Source organism: Sinomonas mesophila (genome assembly GCF_001999765.1).
Classification (GTDB): domain Bacteria; phylum Actinomycetota; class Actinomycetes; order Actinomycetales; family Micrococcaceae; genus Sinomonas; species Sinomonas mesophila.
The window spans coordinates 82,751-107,786 of sequence record NZ_KV908328.1; the positions used below are offsets into that span (position 1 = coordinate 82,751).

A 25,036-nucleotide genomic window follows, 5' to 3' on the forward strand; every position below is an offset into this window, starting at 1 on the left:
TCACATTGTGAGATATGGGCGGGCGATGTGACGATCATCACGATTCGGCAGAAGGGCCTTGCGCTCTGCATTTTTCGACGCTAGGGCCTTTTTTGACTCATCGGTCGAAGATTATTCGATTGCGCTTGGCGGGACAGGCGGACGACTGCGGGGTCCCATTCAGTCTCACCATGTGGACGTGACTGGACGACCGCCTGTTCAATGCTGGCCGGCTGGACGCGGCCCCAAGGATTGATGTATCAGAAACGGCGCTCGAGCGAATCCGCTGTTATCCAAATGTGACTTGCCGTGATCAATCCGTTACCGTTGACGGGTGCCCGCGCCACGGCGGGCTCCCCCGGGTACCGTCCGCCGAGCTCTGCCAACGGCCCGAGAGGACAGATCAGGCAGAGACGGAGGACCCAGGTCCGGCCGCGCGCCCCGCCCCCCAGGGATGCGTCGTGGCCTCGGGGTGAAGCCCATGCCGACGGCTGGGCCGGATGACTCTCATCCGAACCCGACAGCTAACTTCGCAGGCGCCAACGAGAGGCCCATTCGCTTGAGCAAGTCCCCCTTCCGCGCTGCCGCGCGCCCTCAGGGCCGCCGCAGCGCCACGCGAAGCACGCACACCCAGACGTCCCTTTCCCGCATCGCCGCATCCGCCGGCGCCACCCCGGGCAGCCCCGTCGAGCGACTCGGCCACCGCAGCGCCGCCGTCGCCCTCTCCCTGGGGCTCATCGCCCTGGCAGGGGGCGGCGCGGTGGCGACGACGGCCGGCCCCGACCTCGAGTCGACGTCCATGGTCGAGGCAGCCGCCGAGGGCACGGGCACCGCACATGCCGCACTCACCACCGACGCCCAGGCCCGGGTGAAGGCCGAGGAGGTCCGTTCCGAGGCCGCCGCAGCGGCGGCCGCCGCGGAGGCCGCGCGCCAGGCCGCCGCGGCCCGTGCCGCCGAGGAGGCGCGCAAGGCGGAGGAGCTCCGCGCCGCGGAGGAGGCACGGAAGGCCGAGGAGGCCAAGGCGGCCGCGCAGCCGGTCGACGATCCGACCGCCGCCAAGGCCTACGCAGCGTCCCGGCTCGCTGCCTATGGCTGGAGCCAGGATCAGATGAGCGCCCTCGAGATCCTCTGGACCAAGGAATCGGGCTGGCGCACGACCGCTACCAACCCCACGAGCGGCGCGTACGGCATCGTCCAGTCCCTGCCGGCGACCAAGATGTCCTCCGTCGGTGCGGACTGGCAGACCAACTTCCGCACGCAGATCGAGTGGGGACTGGACTACATCAAGGAGCGGTACGGCTCGCCGTCGAACGCCCTCGGGTTCCACTACGCCAACAACTGGTACTGAGCCCCCTTCTTCCCCCCTTCCCCCCCCCCCGCCGTCGCGGCACGCCCTGCGGACACCCGTCCCATGGCGTGCCGCGACGCAGCGTTTAATCCGGGCGCCCGCACTAGGCTTTGCCTGCACAGCTCGTTCACAGCTGCGGCTCAGGCTCGGACCACGACTGCACGGGAGGCTGGATCCATGGCAACCCCCTACTCCACGAACAACCTGCCCGCCCTGACCCACCCGGACGGGACGCCGATCCGGGCCCTCGTGGCCGACGACGAGCCGAGCCTCGCCGAACTCATGAGCATGGGCCTCCGCATGGCGGGCTGGAGCGTCCTCGTGGCGGGCGACGGCCCCTCGGCGGTCAAGGCCGCACGCGACTTCCGCCCCGACGTGCTGGTGCTCGACATCATGATGCCGGGGTTCGACGGCGTCGAGGTCCTCACCCGCGTCCGCCAGTTCCTTCCGGAGGTCCCCGCGCTGTTCCTCACCGCGAAGGACGCCGTCGAGGACCGGATCACGGGACTCGCCGCGGGGGGCGACGACTACGTCGCGAAGCCGTTCAGCATGGAGGAGGTCATGCTCCGGCTCCATCGCCTCGTCCAGCGCTCGGGCGTCGCTGCGCAGGACGACGCCGAGCTCGTCGTCGGCGACCTCGTGCTCAACACCGACACGCGCGGGGTCACGCGGGGCGGCGAGGACATCCAGCTCACGGCGACCCAGTTCGAGCTCCTGCGCTATCTCATGGAGAACCCGCGCCGCGTGGTCAGCAAGGCCCAGATCCTCGACCGTGTGTGGCAGTACGACTTCGGCGGGCAAGCCAACATCGTCGAGCTGTACATCTCCTACCTGCGCAAGAAGATCGACGTCGACCGCGCGCCCATGATCCACACGGTGCGCGGCGCCGGCTACGTCATCAAGCCCGCGGAGGGGTGAGCGCGCGCATGGGCACGCTGTCCGCCGCCGAGCGCCGCACCGGCAGCTCGTGGTGGAACCCCGACACGTGGCACCTGCGCACCAAGCTCCTGCTCGCGACCATGTTCCTGCTCGTGGGCGTATGCACGGTCGTGGGAGCGCTCCTGTACGCCTTCATGGAGGGGCAGCTCACGCGACAGCTCGACGCCCAGCTCGCCCAGGCCAGCCGCCGGGCCGCGGAGTTCGGCGCCCCGCCCGGGCTGACCGGGAAGCGTCCGGACCCGCTCGAGGCGCGGGGCCAGGGTGCCGGCACGCTCAACGCGCGGCTCAGCGGGGGCAGCGTCGAGGTCAGCGGCGTCCTCACCGCCGAGGGCAAGCGCATACCCCTCCGCCCATCGGACACCGCCGTCCTCGCGCGCCTTCCCGTTGCCGAGGAGGTGGCGGCGCAGGGCCGGGGCGCCGACGGCCTCGAAGCAGTGAACCGCTCGCTGAGCACCGGCGACTACCGCCTCGTCGCCGTCGAGACCTCCTACGGCGACGTCGTCGTCACCGGTCTGCCGCTGTCGCAGAAGCAGGCCACGCTCGGCGCGCTCGTCGTCACGACGGGGCTCGTCTCAGCGGCCGGGCTCGTGCTCGCCGGCCTCCTCGGGGGCTGGATCATACGGCGCACGATGGCCCCGCTCGAGCAGCTCTCGGCGGTCGCCGGTCAGGTTGCCCGACTGCGGCTCGACTCCGGCGAGGTCGCCCTCGCCGTCCGCGTCCCGGCGTCGGCCGCCCACCCCACCACCGAAGTGGGGCAGGTCGGCCAGGCGCTCAACCGCATGCTCGACAACGTCGCCGGCGCGCTCCAGGCCCGCCAGGCCTCGGAGACGAAGGTCCGGCAGTTCGTCGCGGACGCCTCGCACGAGCTCCGCACGCCGCTCACGGCGATCCGCGGCTACACCGACATGCTGCGGCTCACCGAACCGCTCACGGCGCAGGGCTCCGAGTCCTTGGGGCGCGTCGAGAGCCAATCGCTGCGGATGAGCCGCCTCGTCGAGGACCTCCTCCTGCTCGCGCGGCTCGACGAGGGCCAGCCGCTCACGCTCGGTGCCGTGGACCTCACGCAGCTGCTCGTCGAGACCGTCACCGATCAGAAGGTCATCGCTCCGGACCACGTGTGGAGGCTCGAGCTGCCCGACGAGCCCATCGACGTCCGCGCCGACGGCGCGAAGCTCCACCAAGTCCTCGTCAACCTGCTCTCCAACGCGCGCAAGCACACGCCCGCCGGGACCACGGTGACCGCGGCCGTCGCGCGCTCGGGCCGGGGCGACGCCGTCATCACCGTCACTGACGACGGACCCGGGATCCCTCCCGAGCTCCAGGAGCGCGCCTTCGCGCGGTTCGCCCGGGCGGACATGGCGCGCTCGGGGCACGAGGGATCGACGGGGCTCGGGCTCGCGATCGTCCAGGCGATTGTCGAGGCCCACGGCGGCACGGTCGAGCTCATGTCGCGGCCCGGGCGGACCGAGTTCGCCGTCCGCCTTCCGGCGTAGGGCCGCCGTCCCGCCCGCTCGGCCGCGTCGCGAGGAACGTCCCGGCGAGCACGAGGACCGCCCCTGCCCCGATGAGCAGGGTGAGCGGGTCGCCGTGCAGCGCGACCCCCAGGGCGAGGGCGACGACGGGGTTCACGTACGCGATCGCCGTCGCCCGGGAGGGGCCCGCCGCGGCGATGAGCCGGAAGAACAGCAGGAAGGCGAGCGCCGTGCACAGCAGCCCGAGGAGCGCGAGGGAGCCCAGAGCCGTCACGCTCGGAACCTCGGCGGGCCAGGTGAGCGACGCGAAGGGAGCCGAGATCACGGCGGCGATGCTCAGACACACGGCCGTGAGTGACAGCGGCGGGACCTCGCGCAGCCGGACGGCGGCGATCTGCGGAGCGACGCCATAGCCGAGCGCGACGAGCAGCATCTCGATGACGGGCCACGCGCCCGAGGCCTCCATCCCGCCCCCGCCGAGCGCCACGACGCCGCCGACGGCCAGCACGAGGCCCAGGACGCGCACGCGGCCGATCCGGCCCTCGAGCCCCGTCGCGCGGGCCACGACGAGCGCGATGACCGGCGCGAACGCGATGAGGAGGCCCGCGAGCGAGCTTGTGATGTGCCGCTCCGCGTCGCTGAGCAGGAACCACGGGCCGACCATCTCGATGAGCGCGAAGGCGAGCACGGGCCAGCGGTGCTCCCACACCGCGCGCAGGCCGCGCCAGGCGAACGGCAGGAGGACGACGGCGCCGACCGCCGTCCGCGCGAACACGACAACGGCGGGGCTCACCTCCTCGACGGCCTCGCGGATGAGGAGGTAGGGAACGCCCCAGATGACGCCCATGGCAACGAAGAGGCCCCACGTGCGGCGGGTCATGGGCAGCCTCGCCGAAAGGACCACGCGGATGAGGTGCAGATCACTCGACCACCATAGGAGCCCTCTCCGACAGACGTCACGCTTCGGGCAGGGCCGAATCCTCGCGGCCCCCCGCGCCGCCAACGCCCCGCACGCGGCGGTCGACGGCGAGGCCCACGATGCCGCGGGGATCCCCGTGTTCGACCTCGTGATCCCCGTGTACAACGAGGAGCGATGCGCTCCGGACGGCCTGGCTCGCCTCGGAAGCGCCCGTGCTCGCCTATGTCGACGCCGCCCTCCCCGTGGACCTCGGCGCGCTCGGAGCCCTCCTCGCACCCGTGCTCACGGGCGATGCGGACCTCGCCGCGGGGACCCGTGTTGCCCGCTCGTCACGGGCGAGGCGGCGCCCCGGGAGGGCCGCCGCCTCGCGCGCCTACAACACGCTCCTGCGCGCCGTCTTCGCCACCGGCCTCGGCGACGCCCAGTGCAGCCTCAAGGCGATCCGCGCCGACGCCGCGCGCGTGCTCCTGCCGCATGCGACCGACCCCAACTGGTTCTTCGACACCGAGCTCCTGGTGCTCGCCGAACGGTGCGGGCTCGTGTGCCGCGAGGTGCCGGTGGCCTGGACCGAGCCCGTGGCGGAGGTTGACCTCGTGCGCACCGCACTGACGGACGCGCGGGGCGTGGTCCGGCTCGCCCGGGGTCTCGCCTCTGGCCGGGTCCCGGTGGAGGCCCTCCGGCGGGAGATTGCCGGGCTGCGACGACCGCTCGGCCAGGCGCGTTCCGCGGGCGCGAAAAAAAGCTTTGCGTTCCGCGTGACCTCCCGGGGGCCCGCATCGGTTGAGAGAGTGTCGGCCGCCCCCGAGCGGCCGCCCACAGACCTGAACGCCAATTCCCAGGAGCACGAGCATGTCCCTCTTCACCCTCATCGCCTCGAGCAAGCTCGCCGCAAGCGCCGTTGCCCTCGGCACCCTCGCCGTCGGCGGCGTCGGCACCGCTGCGTACACCGGCGCGCTGCCGGAGCCCGTCCAGCAGGCGGCCCACGAGCTCATCGGTGCCCCGGCCCCGAGCGTCGAGGACATCGTCTCGGCCGCCCCGGAGCTGCCGACGGCCGCGCCGTCCGCCTCGCCGTCCGCTGCCGCCGAGGCCAAGGCCTCCGCTGCCCCCGTCGGCCCGGACGCCCTCGGCCTCGAGGCCGCCGCCCTGTGCAAGGCCTTCGGCGCGGGCGGCCTCGACGTCTCCTCCGTCGCCTACCGCAACCTGAGCGCTGCGGCCCAGGGCGAGGCGAACATCGGCGCGTACTGCGAGGTTGCCGGCACGTCGGCGGGCGTCGGGGCCGAGGCCGGCGTGGACGCCCAGGCCGAGGTCGGCGCCTCCCTGCCGGACGCCGCCAAGGCTCTTCCGTCGCTGCCGGCCGAGGCCGCCGTCCCCACCGCTCCGGCGCTGCCCTCCGCCCCGGCTGTGGACGCCCAGAACCTCCCCTCGACCGACCTCCGCTAGTAGTTCTCGGGTAGGCTGTCTGACCGTGTGCGCCCCTGGCCCCGTCGGGGGCGCGCACGGTGGACGTATCCAGTCCCGCGCGGACGTTGCGCGCGGGCAATGAGGAGAGGGGACGGCTTGCAGCTGTGGAAGGAACGCCGCCGCGCACGGGCGCCTGAGGACGCCGACACCGCGGGCGAGCTCTTCACCACCGCGTACCGCACGCTCTCCCCTGCCATCCTGGGCTACCTCCGTGCCCGGGGCGTCGACGACCCCGAGGCCGTCACCCAGGACGTCTTCCTCGCCTTCTACACGCGCATCACACCTCAGCCGGAGGCCGGGAACGAGGCCGGGGCCGACGTCGTGAGCACCGTCGACAGCGACGGCAGGCCCGAGGATCCGTCCGCGGCGCGTCCGCGCCTGACCGGCGGGCTCGACGGGGCCAAGGCCCTCCTCTTCACCATCGCCCACTCGCGGGCCGTGGACCACCACCGCCGGCGGGGCCGCACGCCGTCCCTCGTTCCCCACGAGGCCGAGACGGATCCCCGCACTGCCCCCGCGACCCCCGAGGACCTGACGATGTCCCAGCAGGACACGCTCCAGCTCCTCGGCTCCCTGACCGAGGACCACCGCGAGGTCCTGCTCCTGCGCGTCGTCGCCGACCTCTCGATCGAGCAGACCGCGGACATCATGGGCAGGTCCACCGGCGCCGTCAAGCAGCTCCAGCGCCGGGCGCTCGACGCCCTCAAGACCCACGCGCTGAGAACGGAACTGAGTCCCGCATGAACGCCACCCGTGACCAGGACGGCCTGGGCGCCGTCGACCAGCTGCTCGCCGAGCTCAAGGCCGACGACGCCGCCGTCCTTCGGCCCGTGCTGACGGGCCTCCGTTCGCTCGGCAAGGGCGACCCCGTCGAGCCCAGCCCCGCCGTCAGGGCCCTCCTCGCCTCCGCCGACGAGGCCCCGGCCGCCCCCGTCGTAAGCCTCGACGCCGCCCGTGAGAAGCGAGGCCGCAGGACGGCCGGCGGCCGCCGCCGCACGCTCGTCGCGTCGCTCGCCCTGACCGGCGTCCTCGGTGTGGGAACCGCCGCCGCGGCCGTGGCCGATGCCGGCTTCCGGGAGAGCCTCAGCCAGGGGATCGCGACGATCGTCGGCACCATCACCGGCAGCCCTGCCCCCGCCCCGGCACCGCAGTCGCCGCCTGCACCCGAGCTGCCCGCGTCCGCGGATGTGGCCACCGAGATTCCGGCGGCACCGACGCCCACGTCGGCTCCCACGACGCCGGGCGCGGCGACCGCCCCGGCCGGGGCCCCGGCGTCGTCCGCTGCCCCCACCCAGGGGCTCAACGCCCCGAGCCTGCCGAGCCTGCCGATCGACGCGCCGCTCACCCCGCCGACGCTTCCCGCCGAGCTCCCCGCCCCGCCGGCGGGCACGCTGCCGTCGGCGGACACCGGCGGGGTCTCCGGGACGCGGGTGCCGTAGCTGCCCCGCGCCTCGGGGACGGCCCGCGGGCTATTTCGCGAGGCCGTACAGCCGATCGCCGGCGTCGCCGAGGCCCGGGACGATGTAGGCCTTCTCGTTGAGCCGCTCGTCGATCGAGGCGAGCACGATCGTGACGTCCTGGTCCGAGAGCTCCTCCTCGAGCGTCGCGAGGCCCTCCGGGGCGGCGAGGAGGCAGATGCACGTGACGTCCGAGGCGCCGCGGCGGAAGAGGAACTTGATGGCCTCCCGCAGCGTACCGCCCGTGGCGAGCATCGGGTCCAGCACGAACACCTGACGGCCCGTGAGGTCCTCGGGCAGGCGCTCGGCGTAGGTGATGATGTCGAGCGTCTCCTCGTCCCTGGCCATGCCGAGGAAGCCGACCTCCGCCGTCGGGACAAGCTTGACCATGCCCTCGAGCATGCCGAGCCCCGCGCGCAGGATCGGCACGACGAGCGGCGTGGGCTTGCGGAACGTGGTGCCCACGGTGGTCGCGATGGGCGTCTCGATCGTGACGGGCTGCGTGCGCACGTCCCGCGTGGCCTCGTACGCGAGGAGCGTCACGAGCTCCTCGGCCAGCTGCCGGAACACCGGGCTGGGCGTGTTCTTGTCCCGCAGGACGGTCAGCTTGTGGGCGACGAGAGGGTGATCCACGACCAGTGTGCGCATGCGGGAAAAGCTATCAGTCTCAGGATGCGGACGGTGACGACTCCGGCGAACCGCTGTCGATGTCGCCGCCGTCGGGCGGGCCGGATGTGCTCTCCCGGGACTGCCGGAGGGCCCGTGCCACTGCGCGCCGGTCGCGCACGACGCGGAACACCCGGTGGGCGAAGATCACCATGCTCAGCCACGCGAGGCCGAGGAACCAGGCCGCAAGGACGTCCGTGAGCCAGTGGTGGCCGAGGTACACGCGCGAGAACCCCATCGCGAACGCGTAGAGGCCGCCGAGGGCGATGGCCGCCGCGCGCTGCCACCCGCCCTGGAGCCGGAGGCACACGAGGTAGACGACGATGCCGGCCAGGACCGTCGCGTTGAGCGTGTGCCCGCTCGGGAACGACGCCGAGTATTCGTACGGCGCGACGGCGGACTCGAGCGGGGGCCGGGTCCTGCCCGTGAGGCCCTTGCCGAAGGCGGTCACGAGGAGCGAGCCCGCCGCCGCGGCCGGCATGAGGACGAGGGCCCGCCAGTGCCGGGTGCGGATCGCGATCAGGAGCATGGCCGCGGCCGCCGTGATGGGGGCGACGATGCCACCGCCGAGGTTCGTGAAGGCCGTGATCGCCGCCATGAGCTCGGGCGTCCGCGATCCGACCGCCGCCTCGAGCACCGGCTGGTCCATCGACCAGAGCGCGCCCCTCTCGACGACCGACTCGTAGACCTCGCCGCCGGCCCAGCTGAAGCCGAGCGTGAGCGCCGCCCCCACCGCGAGCAGCGTCCACATCGAGGCGTTGGGCCCCAGCCGGTGGGCCAGGGCATCGATCAGGCGGCGCACGCTTCCTCCCCAGGTCGACTGGCCTCGAACCTATCATTGGAGCCATGCCCGCCCCCGAGACCACCGACCTCGACGCCGATGCCGGCCCCCTCGGCCAGGACCGGCGGCACGAGGCCTGGATGCGGCTCGCGCTCGATCAGGCCCGGGCGGCGGAGGAGACCGGAGACGTGCCGATCGGGGCTATCGTGGTCGGTCCAGACGGCGGGGTGCTCGCCGTCGGGCGCAACGAGCGTGAGGCCGTGGGCGACCCGACCGCGCACGCCGAGGTCCAGGCCATCCGGGGGGCCGCGGCGCGGCTCGCGCACGACGGCGCCGGGGACGGCTGGCGGCTCGAGGACTGCACGCTCGTGGTCACGCTCGAGCCGTGCGCGATGTGCGCCGGCGCGATCGTCCTCGCACGGATCCCCAGAGTCGTGTTCGGGGCCTGGGACGAGAAGGCCGGGGCGGCGGGGAGCGTGTTCGACATCCTGCGTGAGCGGCGGCTCAACCACTGGGTCGAGGTGTTCAGCGGTGTCCTCGCGGACGAGTGCGGGGACCTCCTCCGGGCGTTCTTCGAGAAGCACCGGCAGCCCGGGCAATGACACTGGCCGAAGTCGACCTCACATTCCGGGCCCCTGCGGCGTCTGCATGGTGATGGACACGAAACAGCCCTTCGAGAAGCTCGTCGAGCTCCACGGCGCGACGGTGCTGAGGGTGTGCCGCGCCGTCGTCGGGCCGGGCGAGGCGGACGACGTGTGGCAGGAGACCTTCCTCTCGGCCTTGCGCGCCTACCCGGAACTGCCCGCGGACGCGAACCACGAGGCCTGGCTCGTGACGATCGCGCACCGGCGCTCGCTCGACTCCGTCCGCGCCGCCGGGAGGAGGGCGATGCCCGTGGGCGAGATGCCGGACGGTCGCTCGCCGCTCGGCAACCCGGGCCCGGACGGCGACGGCGTGTGGGACCAGGTGGCGCGGCTGCCAGACAAGCAGCGGCGCGTCATCGCCTACCGATACCTCGCAGACCTGCCGTTCGCCGACATCGCCGGGATCCTCGGCGGCACGCCCGCCGCCGCGCGCCGCTCGGCGGCGGACGGGCTCAAGAAGCTCCGGACCCTCATGGCGGAGACGCCGCCGCAAGGAGGAACACCATGACCAGCACCGACCGCACGAGCCGCACCGGCCCCGTCGACCTGGCGTTCGCGCCGCACCTGACGGCGATCGAGCCGGGTGCGCTCCACCGCCTGCGCAGCGCCCTCGCTGAGACCGCGACGCGCGAGGGGGTCCTCGACATCGCCTATCGCATCGTCGATTCGCCCGTGGGGCAGCTCCTGCTCGCGGCCACAGACCGGGGCCTCGTCCGCGTCGCCTACGAGCGTGAGGACCACGACGCGGTCCTGCAGCAGCTCGCCGAACGCCTGAGCCCGCGCATCCTCGAAGCCCCCGCCCGCCTCGGCTCAGCGGCAGCGCAGCTCGATGAGTACTTCGCCGGCAGGCGCCGCGGCTTCGACGTCCCCCTGGACCTGAGCCTGTCAGCCGGCTTCCGCCGCACCGTCATCCAGCACCTCGAGGGCATCCCCTTCGGCGTCACCGAAAGCTACACGGAGGTCGCCCGGGCGGTCGGCAACCCCAAGGCCGTCCGGGCCGTGGGCACCGCCTGCGCGACGAACCCGCTGCCCGTCGTCGTCCCGTGCCACCGCGTGCTGCGCTCCGACGGCAGCCTGGGCGGCTACATCGGCGGCCTCGAGGCGAAGTCGGCTCTCTTGGCCCTCGAGGCGGCCCCATGAGCACGCTCTTCGGCGACGAGCTCCTGTCCAGGCCGCGCCGCGAGATCGCCCCGGGGGCGGTACACGTGCCCGGCTGGCTCAGGCTGGACCAGCAGGCGTGGATCGCCGAGAGGTTCCGCGGGTGGGCCGCCGGGCCCGTGCCTCCGCGGGCCGCGTCCGTGCGTGGGCACCGGATGTCGGTGCGGACCGTGTGCCTCGGCTGGCACTGGCAGCCCTACCGGTACACGCGCGAGGCCACCGACGTGAACGGAGCCCGCGTGCTCGGCTTCCCCGACTGGCTCGTGCGCGTCGGACGCTTGGCACTCGCCGAGGCCTACGGGGACGACTATCCCGCCCGGGAATACACTCCGGATACGGCGCTCGCGAACTTCTACGACTCCGAGGCACGCATGGGCATGCACCAAGACAAGGACGAGGCCTCCCGCGAGCCGGTCGTCTCCCTCTCGATCGGCGACAGCTGCCTGTTCCGGTTTTGCAACACCGAGACGCGAGCCAAGCCCTACGAGGACCTCCTCCTCGCCTCGGGCGACCTGTTCGTCTTCGGCGGGCCCTCGCGGCTCGCCTACCACGGCGTCCCCGCCCTCTACCCCGGAACGGCCCCTCCGGGCTGCGGGCTCGAGGCGGGTCGCATCAACATCACCCTGCGCGTCACGGGCAAGGCCTGACGCGCCCCGCCTGGATGGAAGGAGAACGGCATGAGCGAGGCACTCATCACCGGAGAGGACGGCCTGGCCAGGCCGTCCTGGGCGAGCGCGGATGCGCTCATGCGCGAGTACTACGACACCGAGTGGGGCATGCCCGTGACGGACGAGCAGGGCCTCTACGAGCGGATCTGCCTCGAGGGCTTCCAGTCGGGGCTGTCCTGGGCCACGATCCTCCGGAAGCGGCCAGCCTTCCGCGCTGCCTTCGCGTACTTCGACCCCGATGTCGTGGCGGCCTTCACCGAGGACGACGTCGAGCGGCTCCTGCACGATGAGGGCATTGTCCGGAACCGCGCCAAGATCAACGCGGCCATCACGAATGCCAAAGCGACCGTCGCCCTGCGGGAGGAGGGCGGGCTCGTTCAGTTCGTCTGGTCCTTCCAGCCGGACGAGACCCCCGCGCCACTCTCCTACGCGGACATCCCCTCGACCTCGCCAGAGTCCGTGGCCCTGTCCAAGGCCCTGCGGAAGAAGGGCTTCTCCTTCGTGGGCCCGACCACGATGTTCGCGCTCATGGAGGCCATCGGGATGATCGACAACCACCTCGTGGGCAGCCACCGGCGCGGGAGCTCGGGCGTCTGGCCCCTCAGCGGCTCGCCCGCAGGCGCTTGACCACCCACACCGCCACCATGAGGCCCAGTGCGGCGAGGACGAGATTGCTGAAGCCCCCGACGTAGGGCCGGACGGCGTGCCAGTTCTCCCCGAGCAGGTAGCCGGCCAGGATGAGCCCGCCGTTCCACAGCAGCGAGCCGCCGGCGGTGAGGACGGTGAACAGCAGCGGTGGCATCCTGGTCACGCCGGCGGGAATGGAGACGAGGCTTCGGACCACGGGGACCATCCGGCCGAAGAAGACGCTGCTCTTGGCATGCTTGCCGAACCACTCCTCGGCCCTGTCCACGTCCTCAAGCCTCACGAGCGGAAGCCTGTCGATGAGCCTGCGGGTGCGCCTGCGGCCGAGCAGCGCACCGACGGCGTACAGCACCCACGCCCCCACGAGCGATCCCGCGGTGCACCACAGGATCATCTGCACGAGGCCCAGGGGGCTCTTGGACGTCGTGAAGCCGGCCAGCGGCAGGATGACCTCGCTGGGCACCGGGGGAAGGACGCTCTCGAGGGCGATGAGCAGCGCGGCGCCGAGGCCTCCGAGGGACTCGATCACGCTGACGGCCCAGGCGCCGAATCCGCCGAGCTCGTCGGCAGGCGGCGCTTCGCTGAGAACCAGGGGGACTCCTTCCCGTGCACGGTGCTGCGATGGCTCTACCCGCTCGTGCCCATCTGAACCTCGCCCCGGATGCCCGCCACGCCGGCCCCCAGCGCCTCGGTTTGGTCCTGTCCCCCGTCCCGGGTAGAGTATTCATCTGCTGGTGGTGTGTCCGAGCGGCCGAAGGTGCATCACTCGAAATGATGTTTGGTGTAAAAGCCAACGGGGGTTCAAATCCCTCCACCACCGCACAGTGAGAGCCCGTCCCGGGAGACCGGGGCGGGCTTTCTGCCTACCTCGGGCAGGCCCGCGAAAGGCTCTGGACAGACCCCGGGAACGCGCCCAGACTTGCCGCATGCGAGCCAAGATCAGCAGCACTCACCGGCCGCACCGGCCACCGGCCACGAGCGGAACAGCAGGCACCGACGCACCCGCCGGGCCGCCGTCGTCCGCCCCTTCCCCCGCCCCGGACGACGCGCCTCCGGCCCAGCTCCCGGCCACGAGCTCGGGGCCGCTCACCCGGGACGAGCTCGAGCTCGGCCGCCGCAACCATTCGGCGCCGCTCGAATCGCTCCGCTGGGCCATCACCCCGCCCGGCATGCACTACACGCTCATCCACTTCGACGTCCCCCACCTCGACCGGGAGGCGTGGCGGCTCCGGATCCACGGCGCCGTTGAGCACCCCCTCGAGCTGAGCCTCAGCGACCTCCGCCGCCGTCCCCGCCGCACCGTCCCCGTGACCCTCGAGTGCGCGGGCAACGGCCGGGCCCGCCTTGACCCGCGGCCTATGAGCGTCCCGTGGGACACCGGCGCGTTCGGCACGGCCGAGTGGACGGGCACCCCGCTCGCCCCGCTCCTGCACGAGGCAGGGCTCGCGCCCGAGGCCGTCGAGATCGTCTTCACGGGCGCGGACCGCGGCATCCAGGGCGGCGTCGAGCAGGACTATGCCCGGTCCCTGAGCATCGCGGACGCGAGCGCGGACGAGGTCCTGCTCGCCTACGAGATGGGCGGCCTTCCGCTCCCGCCGCAGCACGGGTATCCCCTGCGGCTCCTCGTGCCCGGCTGGTACGGCATGGCGAGCGTCAAGTGGCTCGTCGCGATCGAGGCCGTCACCGAACCGGCCCGAGTGTTCCAGAACGAGGTCGCCTACCGCTTCCAGAACGCCGCGGATGACGCCGGGACCCCGGTCACGCGCATCCGCGTCCGGTCGCTGCTGGCCCCGCCCGGAATCCCCGACTTCCTCACGCGCCGACGCCTCGTCGACGCCGGGCCCACGATGCTGACGGGCCGGGCCTGGTCCGGCGCGGGGCCGGTTCGCCGGGTCGAGGTCGCCGTCGACGGCCACTGGGCCGACGCCCACCTCGACCCCGCTCCCGGCCCGCACGCGTGGCACGGCTTCAGCTTCCCGTGGGTCGCGACGCCCGGGACCCACACGCTCGCCTCGCGCGCGACGGACGACGCCGGGAACATCCAGCCGGTCGAGATCCCCTGGAACTACCAGGGCATGGCCAACAACGCCGTGCAGGAGATCGAGGTCGAGGTCAGGCCCGCGTAGGCGGGAGCCCGGCGCCACTGGCACGCCAGGCGCCCCCGGTAGACTGGTCGGCGGCCCGCTCCAGGCCGCCGACGAACCGGGGAGGTGCCGCATGCCAGCTGTGCAGCTTCCCTTTCGCTCCCGCAGGCCCCTGACGGCGCTCGGCTGGGCGCGGGCGACGGCGGTCGGCGGCACGGTCACGGCGCTCGCCGCCGGGGCGCATGCCTGGGCGGGCGGGGCCCTTCCGCATCCGCTCATCCTCGCCGCGCTGCTCGCGCTCGTGGCCCTGGCCTCGACGGCGCTGGCCCGCCTGACGCTCCGGCTCCCGGCGCTCGTCGGCGTCCTGGGCGCGGGCCAGCTGGCCCTGCACGAGGCCTTCGCGGCGTTCTCCGGCTCGCAGGCGGCCTCCCCCGGGGCGGCAGAGGCGCTCGCCCGCGGCCGGCACCAGCACGCCGGCGACGCCGCCGCGGCGCTGGGCTCGCTGCACCCCGCGCCGGACGTCCTCGCGGACCACTCGCACGCCTCGCCGGCCATGCTGGGACTGCACGCCGCCGCGACGCTCGCGTGCGCCGTCGTGATCCGCCGCGCCGAACGCGCCGTCGAGGCCCTGGCCGCGTGGCTGCGTCCGCTGGTCCGCCTGCCGCGGCCAGCCGCCGTCGTGCCCACCGCCCGCCTGCGGCCCGTCCCACCGCGGCCCGCGCGCCGCATGCTGCCCTGGCGGCAGCTCGCCCCGCCGCCCCTGCGCGGCCCACCCCCAGCACCCGCCTTCGCCTGACCCGCGCCCCGGCCCAGCCTGCGGCGCCCCCCTCACGTCCTCAGGCGCGCCCTGTGACGCGCCGCGAAAGGCACCGCTGTGAAGAACACCTCCCTCTCCCCTGCCCGCAAGGCCGCCGTTCTCGCTGCCCCCGCCGCCCTCGCCGCGGGCCTCCTGCTCGCCGGAGCCGGGGCAGCCTCGGCCCACGTCGGCGTCGACCCCTCCACGACCGAGGCCGGCGGCTACGCCCTGCTGAGCTTCGGCGTCCCGCACGGCTGCGGCTCGAGCCCCACGACGAAGGTCGCGATCTCCCTCCCCGCCGAGCTCACCGACGCGACCCCGACCGTCAACGCGAACTGGACCGTCGAGAAGGTCACCGAGAAGCTCGACAGGCCCCAGATCCTCGCCGACGGGTCGAAGGTCACGGAGCGCACGGGCGCGATCGTCTACAGCGCCGAGACCCCGCTCGACGCGCACCTGCGCGACGAGTTCGTGCTCTCGGTGAAGCTGCCCGCCGACGCCGCGGGCAAGACCCTGTACTTCCCCACCCTGCAGACGTGCGCAGACGGCCAGACGGACTGGGCCGAGATCCCCGCAGCGGGCCAGGACCCGCATGACCTCGACTCACCGGCGCCCTCAGTCGCCGTGACCGCAGCGGAGACTGCCAGTACGGAGGCGGCGGTGCCCGCGGATGGGGGCTCGGCAGCGGCCGGCTCGGCGGCCGCCGGCTGGGCCGGGCTTGCGGCGGGCCTCGCTGGCCTCGGCCTCGGCGGCGTCGCGCTCTACCGGACGCGCTCTCGCGGGGCCTGAGCCCGGAAGGGCCTGCGTGGCCCGGGCGGGCCGCCCTGCCCCGCGCCCGGCCCCGCACTCGGCGGTGCGCGCCGGGTGCGGGGCAGACACAGCGCCGAGTCTTCGGAGTCTTGACGCACGTGTGACTGAAGTGAATGGTGGGACTATGAGTCTCATGCCCCGGGCCGCCGCCGCCCTCGCCCCGCTCCTGCTCGTCGCCGGGCTCGCCGGGTGCGGCCAGGGCACCACCACCGGAACGACGTCGTCGCCGTCGCCGACCACTGCCTCGCCGACCCCCACCGGAACGGCCAGCCCGACGCCGTCGGAGACGCCGTCAGAGACTGCGTCCCCGACGGCGGGCGGCCTCGCCCGCTGCCTCTCAACCCAGCTCGAGGGCAGCATCCAGCCCGGCTCGGGCGGCGCCGCGGGGACCGTCTACCAGAAGATCGTCCTGACGAACGTCTCCCAGGCCCCCTGCCTCCTCCAGGGCTTCGCGGGCGTCTCGCTCACGGACGGCCCGGAGGGCGCCCCGATCGGCGCGCCCGCGGACCGGGACGCGGCCGCGCCCGTCGTGGCGATCACGCTCGCGCCCGGGCAGAGCGGCGCGGCGGACTTCGGGCTGACCCAGGCGCGCAACTACACCGACTGCGTGGTCGTCGAGGCGGCGGGCTTCCGCGTCTACCCGCCGGAGGACTACGGCTCGCTCTTCATCCCGGCGCCGTCGACGGCGTGCAGCAACGCCGACATCCACCTGCTCACCCTGCGCGCCTTCCAGCCCGCCTGAGCCGCAGAGGCGCCCAGACCACCGCTGATCCCCGACCCCGAGAACTGTCGGTGCAGTGGGGGATGATGGACGCGTGACGGAGAGGACGCCCGGCGGACGGAGCAGGGACGCCGCGGTCATGCAGCGCTTCGGCGCCGCGACCCGCGAGTGGTTCCTCGGCGCCTTCCGGGCCCCGACGCCCGCGCAGGCCGGGGCGTGGGAGGCCGTGTCCTCCGGCAGGCACGCGCTCGTGGTCGCCCCGACGGGCTCCGGCAAGACCCTCGCCGCGTTCCTCTGGTCGCTCGACCGCCTCATGCGGCACGACGGCGCGGGCCAGGATCCCGGCGCGGACGACGGCGCCCTGCCGGGGCTGGGCGCCGCGGCCCTGCCGCCGACCACGGCGGAGGGCGAGGCGCCCGCGCGCGGGGGGCGGCGCCGTCGTCCGCCGAAGAACCGCACCAAGGTCCTCTACATCTCCCCGCTCAAGGCGCTAGGGGTCGACGTCGAGCGGAACCTGCGCGCGCCGCTCATCGGCATCTCGCAGACGGCCCGACGGATCGGCCTGCCCGCCCCCGACGTGAGCGTGGGCGTCCGCTCGGGGGACACGAGCGCCTCGGACCGCAGGGCGCTCCTGGCCAACCCGCCGGACATCCTCATCACGACGCCCGAGTCCCTCTACCTCATGCTCACGTCCCAGGCCCGCGACACCCTCGCGGGCATCGAGACCGTGATCGTGGACGAGGTGCACGCCGTCGCCGGGACCAAGCGCGGCGCGCACCTCGCGGTCTCGCTCGAGCGGCTCGACACGCTCCTGCCGCGGCCGGCGCAGCGTATCGGCCTCTCCGCGACGGTCGAGCCGCGCGAGCTCGTCGCCCAGTTCCTCGCCGGCCAGGCCCCGTGCGAGATCGTCGCCCCGCCCGCGGCCAAGACGTGGGAGCTCACCGTCACGGTCCCCGTGGAGGACATGAGCGACCTGCAGGGCGCGGCCGCCGCGCACGATACCGGCCCGGCCTCGGGCCTGCAGCCGCAGGCCTCGATCTGGCCGCACGTCGAGGAGAAGATCGTGGACCTCGTCCTCGAGAACCGCTCGACGATCGTCTTCTCCAACTCCCGCCGCCTCGCCGAGCGGCTCACGGGCCGGCTCAACGAGATCTACACCGAGCGCCTGCAGCCGAGCGCGTGGGACGAGCCGGTGCCCGACGCCGAGCGGGGGCTCACGACGGCGGGCGCGGCCGCCGGGGCCGCCGCGGCGGCGGTCGCCAAGCGCACGCCCGCCGAGATGATGGCGCAGGCCGGGCAGACCTCGGGGGCCGAGCCGGTCCTGGCCAGGGCGCACCACGGCTCGGTGTCCAAGGAGCAGCGGGCCCAGATCGAGGACGACCTCAAGTCCGGCCGGCTGCGCTGCGTCGTGGCCACGAGCAGCCTCGAGCTCGGCATCGACATGGGGCTCGTGGACCTCGTGGTCCAGGTCGAGTCGCCGCCGTCGGTCGCTTCAGGCCTGCAGCGCGTGGGCCGCGCGGGGCACCAGGTCGGCGAGGTCTCCCAGGGCGTGCTCTTCCCCAAGCACCGCGCAGACCTCGTGCACACGGCCATCACGGTCGAGCGCATGCTCGCCGGCCGGATCGAGCCCCTGCGCATCCCGGCGAACCCGCTCGACATCCTCGCCCAGCAGACCGTGGCGGCCACGGCGCTCGGGCCGGTCGACGTCGAGGAGTGGTTCGACGTCGTCCGCCGCGCCGCGCCGTTCGCGACCCTGCCGCGCTCCGCGTTCGACGCGACCCTCGACCTGCTCTCGGGCAAGTACCCCTCCGACGAGTTCGCCGAGCTGCGCCCCCGCATCGTGTGGGACCGCACCGAGGGCGTCATCGAGGGCCGGCCGGGCGCGCAGCGGCTCGCCGTCACGAGCGGCGGGACGATCCCGGACCGTGGGCTCTTCGGCGTGTACATCGTGGGCTCGGAGGAGGGCACGCGGGGCGGCCGCCGCGTCGGCGAGCTCGACGAGGAGATGGTGTACGAGTCGCGGGTCGGGGACATCTTCGCCCTCGGGGCGACGAGCTGGAAGATCGAGGACATCACCCACGACCGTGTCCTCGTCTCCCCCGCGTTCGGCCAGCCCGGCAAGCTGCCGTTCTGGAAGGGAGACGGCGTGGGGCGGCCCGTCGAGCTCGGCCGCGCCCTCGGCGCGTTCCAGCGCGAGGTCTCCGGCGCCGACCGCGAGCGCGCGCTGGAACGGATCGAGGCGGCGGGGCTCGACGCGTTCGCCGCCGGCAACCTCCTGCAGTACCTCGACGAGCAGCAGCAGGCCACCTCGGTCGTCCCGAGCGATCGGACCCTCGTGGTCGAGCGCTTCCAGGACGAGCTCGGTGACTGGCGCGTCGTGCTGCACTCCCCCTTCGGCATGCCCGTGCACGCCCCGTGGGCCCTCGCCGTCGGGCGCCGCCTGAGCGAGCGCTACGGCCTCGACGGCTCGGCCATGGCGGCCGACGACGGGATCGTGCTGCGCGTGCCCATGATGGAGGACGAGCCTCCCGGCGCCGAGCTGTTCGTGTTCGAGCCCGAGGAGCTCGACGGAATCGTCACGGAGGAGGTCGGCGGCTCGGCGCTCTTCGCCGCGCGCTTCCGCGAGTGCGCCGCCCGGGCCCTCCTGCTCCCCCGGCAGAACCCGGCCAAGCGCCAGCCCCTCTGGCAGCAGCGCCAGCGCGCGTCCCAGCTGCTCGACGTCGCCAAGAAGTTCCCGCAGTTCCCGATCGTCCTCGAGGCCGTGCGCGAGTGCCTCCAGGACGTCTACGACCTCCCGGCCCTGCGCGACATCGCCGCTTCCGTGCAGCGCCGCGAGCTCCGGCTGGTCGAGACGACGACGCAGCAGCCCTCGCCCTTCGCCCGGTCCCTGCTCTTCGGCTACGTCGCACAGTTCCTCTACGAGGGCGACTCGCCCCTGGCCGAGCGCCGCGCCGCCGCCCTGTCGCTCGACTCGACGCTCCTGAACGAGCTCCTCGGCCGCGCGGAGCTCAGCGAACTGCTCGACGCCCAGGTCATCGAGCAGACCGAGCGCGAGCTGCAGCGGCTCGCCGAGGACCGGAAGCTCAAGGACCTCGAGGGCGCGGCGGACCTGCTGCGCCTCCTGGGGCCGCTGTCGGCCGATGAGGTCGCCGAGCGGCTCCAGGCCGGAGAGGTCGAAGCGGCATCGCATCTCGCCGAGCTCGTCGCGTCCCGCCGCGCGCTCCTTGTTTCTGTTGGTGGGGCGGAGCGGTACGCCGCGATCGAGGATGCCTCCCGGCTGCGGGATGCGCTCGGCGTGCCGCTTCCGATGGGCGTTCCCGTGGCGTTCATCGAGCCTGTGGCTGACCCGCTCGGGGACCTCGTCGGGCGGTACGCGCGCACGCATGGGCCCTTCACCGCCGCGGAGGCGGCGGCCAGGCTGGGGCTCGGCGTCGCCGTCGTCCACACGACGCTCAAGCGGCTCGCCGCGGACAGCAGGGTCATCGAGGGAACCTTCCGCCCAGCCACGCCCGCCGCCCCAGCACCCGAGGACGCGCCCCACGCCGCAGCGATTCCCCGCGAGGAGTGGTGCGACGCCGAGGTGCTGCGGAAGATCCGCCGCCGCTCGCTCGCGGCACTGCGGGCCGACGTCGAGCCCGTGGACCAGCCGGCCTTCGCGCGCTTCCTCACGGCGTGGCAGCACGTCGGGGACGTGGGCCCGGCCGCCGCGGGCCGCGGGGCGCGCCGCGGCGGCGCGGGCCTGCGCGGGCACGACGGCGTGCTGACCGCCGTCGACCAGCTCGCCGGCGTGCCGGTCCCGGCGAGCGCGTGGGAGCCGCTCGTCCTGCGCTCGCGCGTGGAGGACTACACGCCCGCGCTGCTCGACGAGCTCATGGCCAGCGGGGAGATCCTGTGGACCGGAGCCGGCGCCCTCCCGGGCAACGACGGCTGGATCAGCCTGCACGTCGCGGAGTCGGCGGCGCTGACCCTCTCCCCCGACGAGGAGTTCGCACCCGACGACGCCCAGCAGCGCGTGCTGGACTTCCTCGCCGGAGGGGGCGGGTACTTCTTCCGCCAGATCGCCGAGCAGGCCGGCGGGATGGATGCAGTGCTCTCGGACCAGGCGGCGGTGCAGGTGCTCTGGGACCTCGTGTGGGCCGGCCGCGTCACCGGGGACACGTTCGCCCCTGTCCGCGCACTGCTCGACGGCGGCCGCACGGCCCACCGGCAGCCGGCGCGGACGCCCCGGGCCCGCTCCTACGGGGGCTCGCTCCGGGCGGGACGCCTCCCGCGGGTCGGCCGGCTCGGGGCCGTCGCGGGCCATGGCTTCGACGCGCCCTCGACAGCGGCGCCGCCGCTGGCCGCCGGCCGCTGGTCCGCGGTCCCGCGGACCTCCCTGGACCCGACGGTCAAGGCGCACGCGTACGCGGAGCTCCTCATGGACCGCTACGGCGTCCTGACCCGCGGCTCGGTCATGGCCGAGGACGTGCCCGGCGGCTTCGGACTGCTGTACAAGGTCCTCTCTCGGCTCGAGGAGGCGGGAAAGTGCCGCCGCGGCTACTTCGTCGACAGGCTCGGCGCGGCCCAGTTCGCCGTCCCCGCGACCGTGGACCGGCTGCGCTCGTACGCCAGGGACGAGGCGTTCGGCGGCGAGCCGCCCCCGCGCGAGGCCCTCGCCCTCGCGGCCACCGACCCGGCGAACCCGTACGGCGCCGCCCTCGCCTGGCCCGAGGTCCCCGGCGCGGCCACGGGGCACCGGCCGGGCCGCAAGGCCGGCGCCCTCGTCGTGACGGTCGACGGCGCGCTTGCCCTCTACGTCGAGCGCGGCGGCAAGACGCTGCTCGCCTTTTCGGACGACGACGAGGTGCTCGCCCCCGCTGCGGCGGCGCTCGTCGGCGTCGTGCGGGCCGGGGCCGTGGACAGGCTCGCGATGGAGAAGGTCAACGGCCACGACCTCCTCGACACGCCCCTCGCCCGGGCCCTCATGGACGCCGGTGCCTATTCGACTCCCCGCGGCGTCAGGATCCGTCCCTGATGCCCGAGGGAGACAACGTCTATCAGGCAGCGCAGGCCATGCACGCAGCGCTCGGGGGGAAACGGCTCGCGGGCAGCGACTTCCGCGTCCCCGCGTTCGCGACCCTCGACCTCGCGGGCTGGACCGTCCTCGAGGTCGTCTCGCGCGGCAAGCACCTCCTGCACCGGCTCGCCCCGCCCGCGGGGCACAGCGGGGGCGGCGGAGCGCGCGGCGGACATCGCGCGCACGACGGCGGCGAACGCCTGAGCATCCACTCGCACCTGTCGATGGAGGGCAGCTGGCAGGTCTATCCCCCGGGCTCCCGGTGGCGCAAACCGGCGCACACCGCCCGGGCGGTGCTCACGGCCGAGGATGGGACGAGCGCCGTCGGCTTCTCGCTCGGGTCGCTCGAGGTGATCCCGACCGCCGAGGAGGGCTCCGCCGTCGGGTATCTGGGCCCGGACCTCCTCGGCCCCGACTGGGACCCCGCCCTCGCGGAGGGGAACCTGCGCGCCCGGCCGGGGCGCGCCGTCGGCCAGGCCCTCCTCGATCAGCGCAACCTCGCCGGGATCGGCAACGTGTACCGCTGCGAGCTGTGCTTCCTCGGGCGCGTCCACCCCGCCGACCCGGTCGCGTCCGTCCCGGACCTTCCAGGCATGGTCGCGACCGCCAAGCGGCTGCTCGAGGCCAACAAGTCGCGGCCCCGCAACACCGTCGGCGGCTTCGGACCGCGCAACGCCACGTGGGTGTATGGGCGCACGGGCCAGCCGTGCCTGCGCTGCCGCACCCGGATCGAGCATGGCACGCTCGGCGAGCCCGTCCCCGGCACGGGGGCACGGACCGGGGACCTGCGGGAACGCGACATCTACTGGTGCCCCAGCTGCCAGCCCCGCCGGTGACACACAGCGGCATGGACCGGGACCGCGCGCGGCACATGCACTACGGTTGACCCGGAACGCGTCCGGCCTTCCGAGGGGCTATGCCCGTCCTGCACCCTTTCCCTCGGGAGATCTTCCTTGTCCATGGACCAGTCACACGACCGTGCCATGCCCCGCCTCAGCCGCCGAGCCGCCCTCGCCGCGCTCGGCCTCGTCCTCCCGACGCTGGCCGCATGCGCGCCCGACGCCGACGCCTTGGTCTCCCTCAGAGCGACGGCGGCCGACCTCCCCTCCCCGGACCCGGATGACTCGACCTCGATGCCTGTCCCTGGCGGCATCGCGAGCGCCCGGGCGGTCCCGTCCCCCACGCGCGCCGTCCCCGATCGGGCGTCCCTCCCGTCCACCGCGGAGCTCGTGGCCCGCTTCGGCACCGCGGTGCCGCGCGAATGGGGGCTCGAGGTCACGGGAGTGGTCACAAGGACCGAGCCCCATAGCGTGGCGCTGACCTTCGACGCCTGCGGGGGCCCGCAGGGCCTCGGGTTCGACGAGCGGCTCATCACCACCCTGCGCGCCCAGCGCGTGCCCGCGACCGTGTTCCTCAACACGCGCTGGGTGGCCGCGAATCCGGGGCTGGCCCACGAGCTCGCCGCCGACCCCCTCTTCGCGATCGGGAGCCATGGGGCCCGGCATCTCCCGCTCTCGGTCCGGAGTCATGCGGCCTACGGGATCCCTGGGACGGCCAACGTCGCCGAGGCCGCCGAGGAGGTCCGCGCGAGCCGCGACGCGCTCGAGCAGGAGCTCCAGCGCGAGATCCCCTGGTTCCGCTCCGGAACCGCGCACGTCGACGACGTGGCAGTACAGGTCTGCCGTGCGCTGGGCAGCCTCCCGGTCAACTTCAGCGTCAACGCGGACGGCGGCGCGACGTTCACGTCCGATCAGGTCGCCGCGCGGCTCGCGACCATCCAGCCGGGAGACATCTCGATCGGCCACATGAACCGCCCCGGATCCGGGACCGCCGCCGGATTTGCGCGCGCCCTGCCGGACCTCCTGGCCCGGGGTGTCCGCTTCGAGACGCTCGCGGCGCTCGGGGGCTTCCAGAAGCACCGCCGCGGGGTCTCACCTAGGCCGCGCTCGGACTAGGCGTACAGGCCCTCGAGGTACGTCCCCCACGCCGCCTCGTGCCGCGCGGCGCGCGCCCGCCGCTCGTCCTCGGAGGCGGTGTCGAGGGAGAAGTCGTGGACCGTCAGGCCCACGCGGTCGCCGAACGCGTTGCGCCCGAAGACCCGCACGAGGGCGGTCCCGGTGCGCAGGCCGAGGAAGTTCTCGTCGAGGTAGTCCACGGTGGCCTCGACGCGGCCCAGGCCGGGAAGGTCGAGGTCACGCTTCTCCCCCGGCATCGCGCCCTCGAGCCCGAGGGCCGCGACGAACCGCTCGAACGCGTCCGGAGCCGTCGCGCCGTCGGGCCCGAAGGCCTCGCCGAAGGCGACCGCGCGGCCGTCGAAGTGCTCGAGGTACTCCCCGAGCGTGTGGAGGTAGAACCACGTGTGCTTCACGGCGCCGTCGTACTGCTGCTCCCAGTCGTCGGTGAGCACGCCCGAATGCACGTAGTGCAGGTGCGTGCCGTCGGGGCCCGGAGTGAGGACGTGTTCGAGCTGGTTGTACCAGCCGTCCGGGCCCTCCATGCGCTGCACGAGCCGCGCCGGGAAGTCCTCGGTGAGCCGCTCGTGCGGGTAGCGCTCCGGGAAGGGGTACATCCACGCGGCCGTGCCGTCCGTGACCGCGGTCCAGACCCGCTCGGGCTCCGCGCGGAGCACGGTGTCCAGGACGATCTCGAAGGGGTGGTTCTGCGGGCTCTCGTTCTGGGTCATGGCTGGATCTCCTTGTCGGCTGTGTTCTCGGCGGGGCCTGCGTCTTCCGTGAGGCTGGGGTGGAGGGCGACGACGAGGCGGTGCCTGCGCGCCCCCGGCGCCGCGGCGTCATGGTACTTCGCGGCGAGCCGGGCCACCTCGGCGCCGAGCTCCTCGGCGAACGCCGCCCGGGCGGCCGCGGACGCGAAGGCGATCTCGCCGTCGACCGCGAACGTCGCGAGCTGCTTCCGCGCTGCCGCCGCGCCCGCGATGAGCCGGCCGACCTCGCGCACCATGCGCGAGGCGAGCGCGAGCAGCCAGTAGGCGCTGAACCGGTCGCGCAGGTGTCCGGGGTCCGGCTGGACCACGGCGAGCGCGGCGGGCGAGATGACGTAGGCGGCTGCGGTCGCCTGGAGCACCCGCTCCATGACGTTGCCCTTGCGCCGCTCCTCGACGAGCGTCACGAGCCCGTGCTCCTCGAGCGAGCGGAGGTGGTAGTTGACCTTCTGCCGTGGCAGGCCCACCTTCGCGGCGAGCCCGGCCGCGGACGACGGCGTGGCCAGCTCCCGCAGGAGCCTCGCCCTGAGCGGGTCCAGGCTCGCCGCGGCGGCGGCCGCATCCTCGATGACCACGACATCCTGCATGCCTCGAGGATTCCACCGACAATTTTTTTTGTCAAGAACTCTCAGGCATTCGGATGACCCGAGGAGCGGAGCGCCACGCGGAAGGGCCCCTGCTTCCCGCGCACCAGGCGCGAAGGGCAGGGGCCC

General features: G+C 73.7%; 24 protein-coding genes, 1 tRNA gene and 1 riboswitch. Of the genes, 19 read left to right on the forward strand and 6 right to left on the reverse strand.

The window, feature by feature from the left end:
• Positions 1-342 precede the first annotated feature (342 nt).
• A riboswitch (cyclic di-AMP (ydaO/yuaA leader) is annotated at positions 343-533 on the forward strand.
• 5 nt (positions 534-538) lie between these two features.
• From BV907_RS08740 to BV907_RS08750, 3 genes are all read left to right on the forward strand, one after another.
• Positions 539-1,327 carry an aggregation-promoting factor C-terminal-like domain-containing protein gene (locus tag BV907_RS08740; protein WP_139346678.1) on the forward strand — a complete coding sequence of 263 codons (789 nt, stop codon included), beginning with the start codon at positions 539-541 and terminating at the stop codon, positions 1,325-1,327.
• Between the two features lie 177 nt (positions 1,328-1,504).
• Complete coding sequence (locus tag BV907_RS08745; RefSeq protein WP_077489343.1) at positions 1,505-2,245, forward strand: response regulator transcription factor; 741 nt, start codon at positions 1,505-1,507, stop codon at positions 2,243-2,245.
• Between the two features lie 8 nt (positions 2,246-2,253).
• On the forward strand, positions 2,254-3,759 hold the full coding sequence (locus tag BV907_RS08750) for a sensor histidine kinase (protein WP_077489344.1): 1,506 nt from the start codon (positions 2,254-2,256) through the stop codon (positions 3,757-3,759).
• On the opposite strand, the gene BV907_RS08755 is transcribed toward BV907_RS08750, so the two are convergent.
• Entirely contained in the window at positions 3,710-4,618 is a 909-nt protein-coding gene (locus tag BV907_RS08755; protein ID WP_077489345.1) for a DMT family transporter, read from the reverse strand. The genes BV907_RS08750 and BV907_RS08755 overlap by 50 nt on opposite strands.
• A gap of 888 nt (positions 4,619-5,506) precedes the next feature.
• Between BV907_RS08755 and BV907_RS08760 the strand changes: the two genes are divergently transcribed.
• The 3 genes from BV907_RS08760 to BV907_RS08770 all read left to right on the forward strand — a co-directional run bounded on the left by BV907_RS08760 (position 5,507) and on the right by BV907_RS08770 (position 7,557).
• Positions 5,507-6,097, forward strand: a complete 591-nt coding sequence (locus tag BV907_RS08760; RefSeq protein WP_077489346.1) for a hypothetical protein — start codon at positions 5,507-5,509, stop codon at positions 6,095-6,097.
• Between the two features lie 123 nt (positions 6,098-6,220).
• Positions 6,221-6,862 carry an RNA polymerase sigma factor gene (locus BV907_RS08765; protein ID WP_245827876.1) on the forward strand — a complete coding sequence of 214 codons (642 nt, stop codon included), beginning with the start codon at positions 6,221-6,223 and terminating at the stop codon, positions 6,860-6,862.
• The gene (locus BV907_RS08770; RefSeq protein ID WP_077489348.1) at positions 6,859-7,557 is read left to right on the forward strand and encodes a hypothetical protein; all 699 of its coding nucleotides are present in this window, start codon (positions 6,859-6,861) and stop codon (positions 7,555-7,557) included. Before BV907_RS08765 ends, BV907_RS08770 begins: the two co-directional genes overlap by 4 nt.
• A 30-nt stretch (positions 7,558-7,587) precedes the next feature.
• Here BV907_RS08770 and upp read toward each other — a convergent pair whose 3' ends face one another.
• Entirely contained in the window at positions 7,588-8,223 is a 636-nt protein-coding gene (upp, locus tag BV907_RS08775; RefSeq protein WP_077489349.1) for a uracil phosphoribosyltransferase, read from the reverse strand.
• Positions 8,224-8,242: 19 nt separating this feature from the next.
• Positions 8,243-9,043, reverse strand: coding sequence for a phosphatase PAP2 family protein (locus tag BV907_RS08780; RefSeq protein WP_245827868.1), 801 nt, complete (start codon positions 9,041-9,043; stop codon positions 8,243-8,245).
• 119 nt (positions 9,044-9,162) lie between these two features.
• Between BV907_RS08780 and BV907_RS08785 the strand changes: the two genes are divergently transcribed.
• From BV907_RS08785 to BV907_RS08805, 5 genes are read left to right on the forward strand one after another with little or no spacing between them, the layout of a single operon-like run.
• Entirely contained in the window at positions 9,163-9,624 is a 462-nt protein-coding gene (locus tag BV907_RS08785) for a nucleoside deaminase (protein ID WP_245827877.1), read from the forward strand.
• A 52-nt stretch (positions 9,625-9,676) separates the two neighbouring features.
• Positions 9,677-10,174, forward strand: coding sequence for an RNA polymerase sigma factor (locus BV907_RS08790; RefSeq protein ID WP_077489415.1), 498 nt, complete (start codon positions 9,677-9,679; stop codon positions 10,172-10,174).
• On the forward strand, positions 10,171-10,806 hold the full coding sequence (locus tag BV907_RS08795) for a methylated-DNA--[protein]-cysteine S-methyltransferase (protein ID WP_077489351.1): 636 nt from the start codon (positions 10,171-10,173) through the stop codon (positions 10,804-10,806). Before BV907_RS08790 ends, BV907_RS08795 begins: the two co-directional genes overlap by 4 nt.
• Positions 10,803-11,471 carry an alpha-ketoglutarate-dependent dioxygenase AlkB family protein gene (locus tag BV907_RS08800; RefSeq protein ID WP_077489352.1) on the forward strand — a complete coding sequence of 223 codons (669 nt, stop codon included), beginning with the start codon at positions 10,803-10,805 and terminating at the stop codon, positions 11,469-11,471. The genes BV907_RS08795 and BV907_RS08800 overlap by 4 nt, the downstream gene beginning before the upstream one ends.
• 30 nt (positions 11,472-11,501) lie before the next feature.
• Entirely contained in the window at positions 11,502-12,119 is a 618-nt protein-coding gene (locus tag BV907_RS08805) for a DNA-3-methyladenine glycosylase I (protein WP_077489353.1), read from the forward strand.
• Here BV907_RS08805 and BV907_RS08810 read toward each other — a convergent pair.
• Positions 12,094-12,666: a DedA family protein gene (locus tag BV907_RS08810; protein WP_245827869.1), complete on the reverse strand. Its 573-nt coding sequence runs from the start codon at positions 12,664-12,666 to the stop codon at positions 12,094-12,096. The genes BV907_RS08805 and BV907_RS08810 overlap by 26 nt on opposite strands.
• Before the next feature lie 204 nt (positions 12,667-12,870).
• Between BV907_RS08810 and BV907_RS08815 the strand changes: the two genes are divergently transcribed.
• From BV907_RS08815 to BV907_RS08850, 8 genes are all read left to right on the forward strand, one after another.
• Positions 12,871-12,957 (forward strand) — tRNA-Ser (locus tag BV907_RS08815).
• Positions 12,958-13,063: 106 nt separating this feature from the next.
• Entirely contained in the window at positions 13,064-14,263 is a 1,200-nt protein-coding gene (locus BV907_RS08820) for a sulfite oxidase (RefSeq protein ID WP_077489355.1), read from the forward strand.
• Positions 14,264-14,354: 91 nt separating this feature from the next.
• Complete coding sequence (locus tag BV907_RS08825) at positions 14,355-15,017, forward strand: hypothetical protein (protein ID WP_077489356.1); 663 nt, start codon at positions 14,355-14,357, stop codon at positions 15,015-15,017.
• A 78-nt stretch (positions 15,018-15,095) separates the two neighbouring features.
• On the forward strand, positions 15,096-15,806 hold the full coding sequence (locus BV907_RS08830) for a DUF1775 domain-containing protein (protein WP_077489357.1): 711 nt from the start codon (positions 15,096-15,098) through the stop codon (positions 15,804-15,806).
• 145 nt (positions 15,807-15,951) lie between these two features.
• The gene (locus BV907_RS08835) at positions 15,952-16,569 is read left to right on the forward strand and encodes a DUF4232 domain-containing protein (RefSeq protein ID WP_175637419.1); all 618 of its coding nucleotides are present in this window, start codon (positions 15,952-15,954) and stop codon (positions 16,567-16,569) included.
• A 118-nt stretch (positions 16,570-16,687) separates the two neighbouring features.
• The gene (locus BV907_RS08840) at positions 16,688-21,562 is read left to right on the forward strand and encodes an ATP-dependent helicase (RefSeq protein WP_077489416.1); all 4,875 of its coding nucleotides are present in this window, start codon (positions 16,688-16,690) and stop codon (positions 21,560-21,562) included.
• A complete protein-coding gene (locus tag BV907_RS08845; protein ID WP_077489359.1) occupies positions 21,562-22,440 on the forward strand; it encodes a DNA-formamidopyrimidine glycosylase family protein in 879 nt (292 codons plus the stop codon). Before BV907_RS08840 ends, BV907_RS08845 begins: the two co-directional genes overlap by 1 nt.
• Before the next feature lie 123 nt (positions 22,441-22,563).
• Positions 22,564-23,559, forward strand: a complete 996-nt coding sequence (locus tag BV907_RS08850; RefSeq protein WP_245827870.1) for a polysaccharide deacetylase family protein — start codon at positions 22,564-22,566, stop codon at positions 23,557-23,559.
• Here the strand turns inward: BV907_RS08850 and BV907_RS08855 are convergent.
• Positions 23,556-24,287, reverse strand: coding sequence for an SRPBCC family protein (locus BV907_RS08855; RefSeq protein WP_077489361.1), 732 nt, complete (start codon positions 24,285-24,287; stop codon positions 23,556-23,558). The two genes, BV907_RS08850 and BV907_RS08855, sit on opposite strands and share 4 nt — an antisense overlap.
• On the reverse strand, positions 24,284-24,910 hold the full coding sequence (locus tag BV907_RS08860) for a winged helix-turn-helix domain-containing protein (protein WP_077489362.1): 627 nt from the start codon (positions 24,908-24,910) through the stop codon (positions 24,284-24,286). Before BV907_RS08860 ends, BV907_RS08855 begins: the two co-directional genes overlap by 4 nt.
• Positions 24,911-25,036 lie beyond the last annotated feature (126 nt).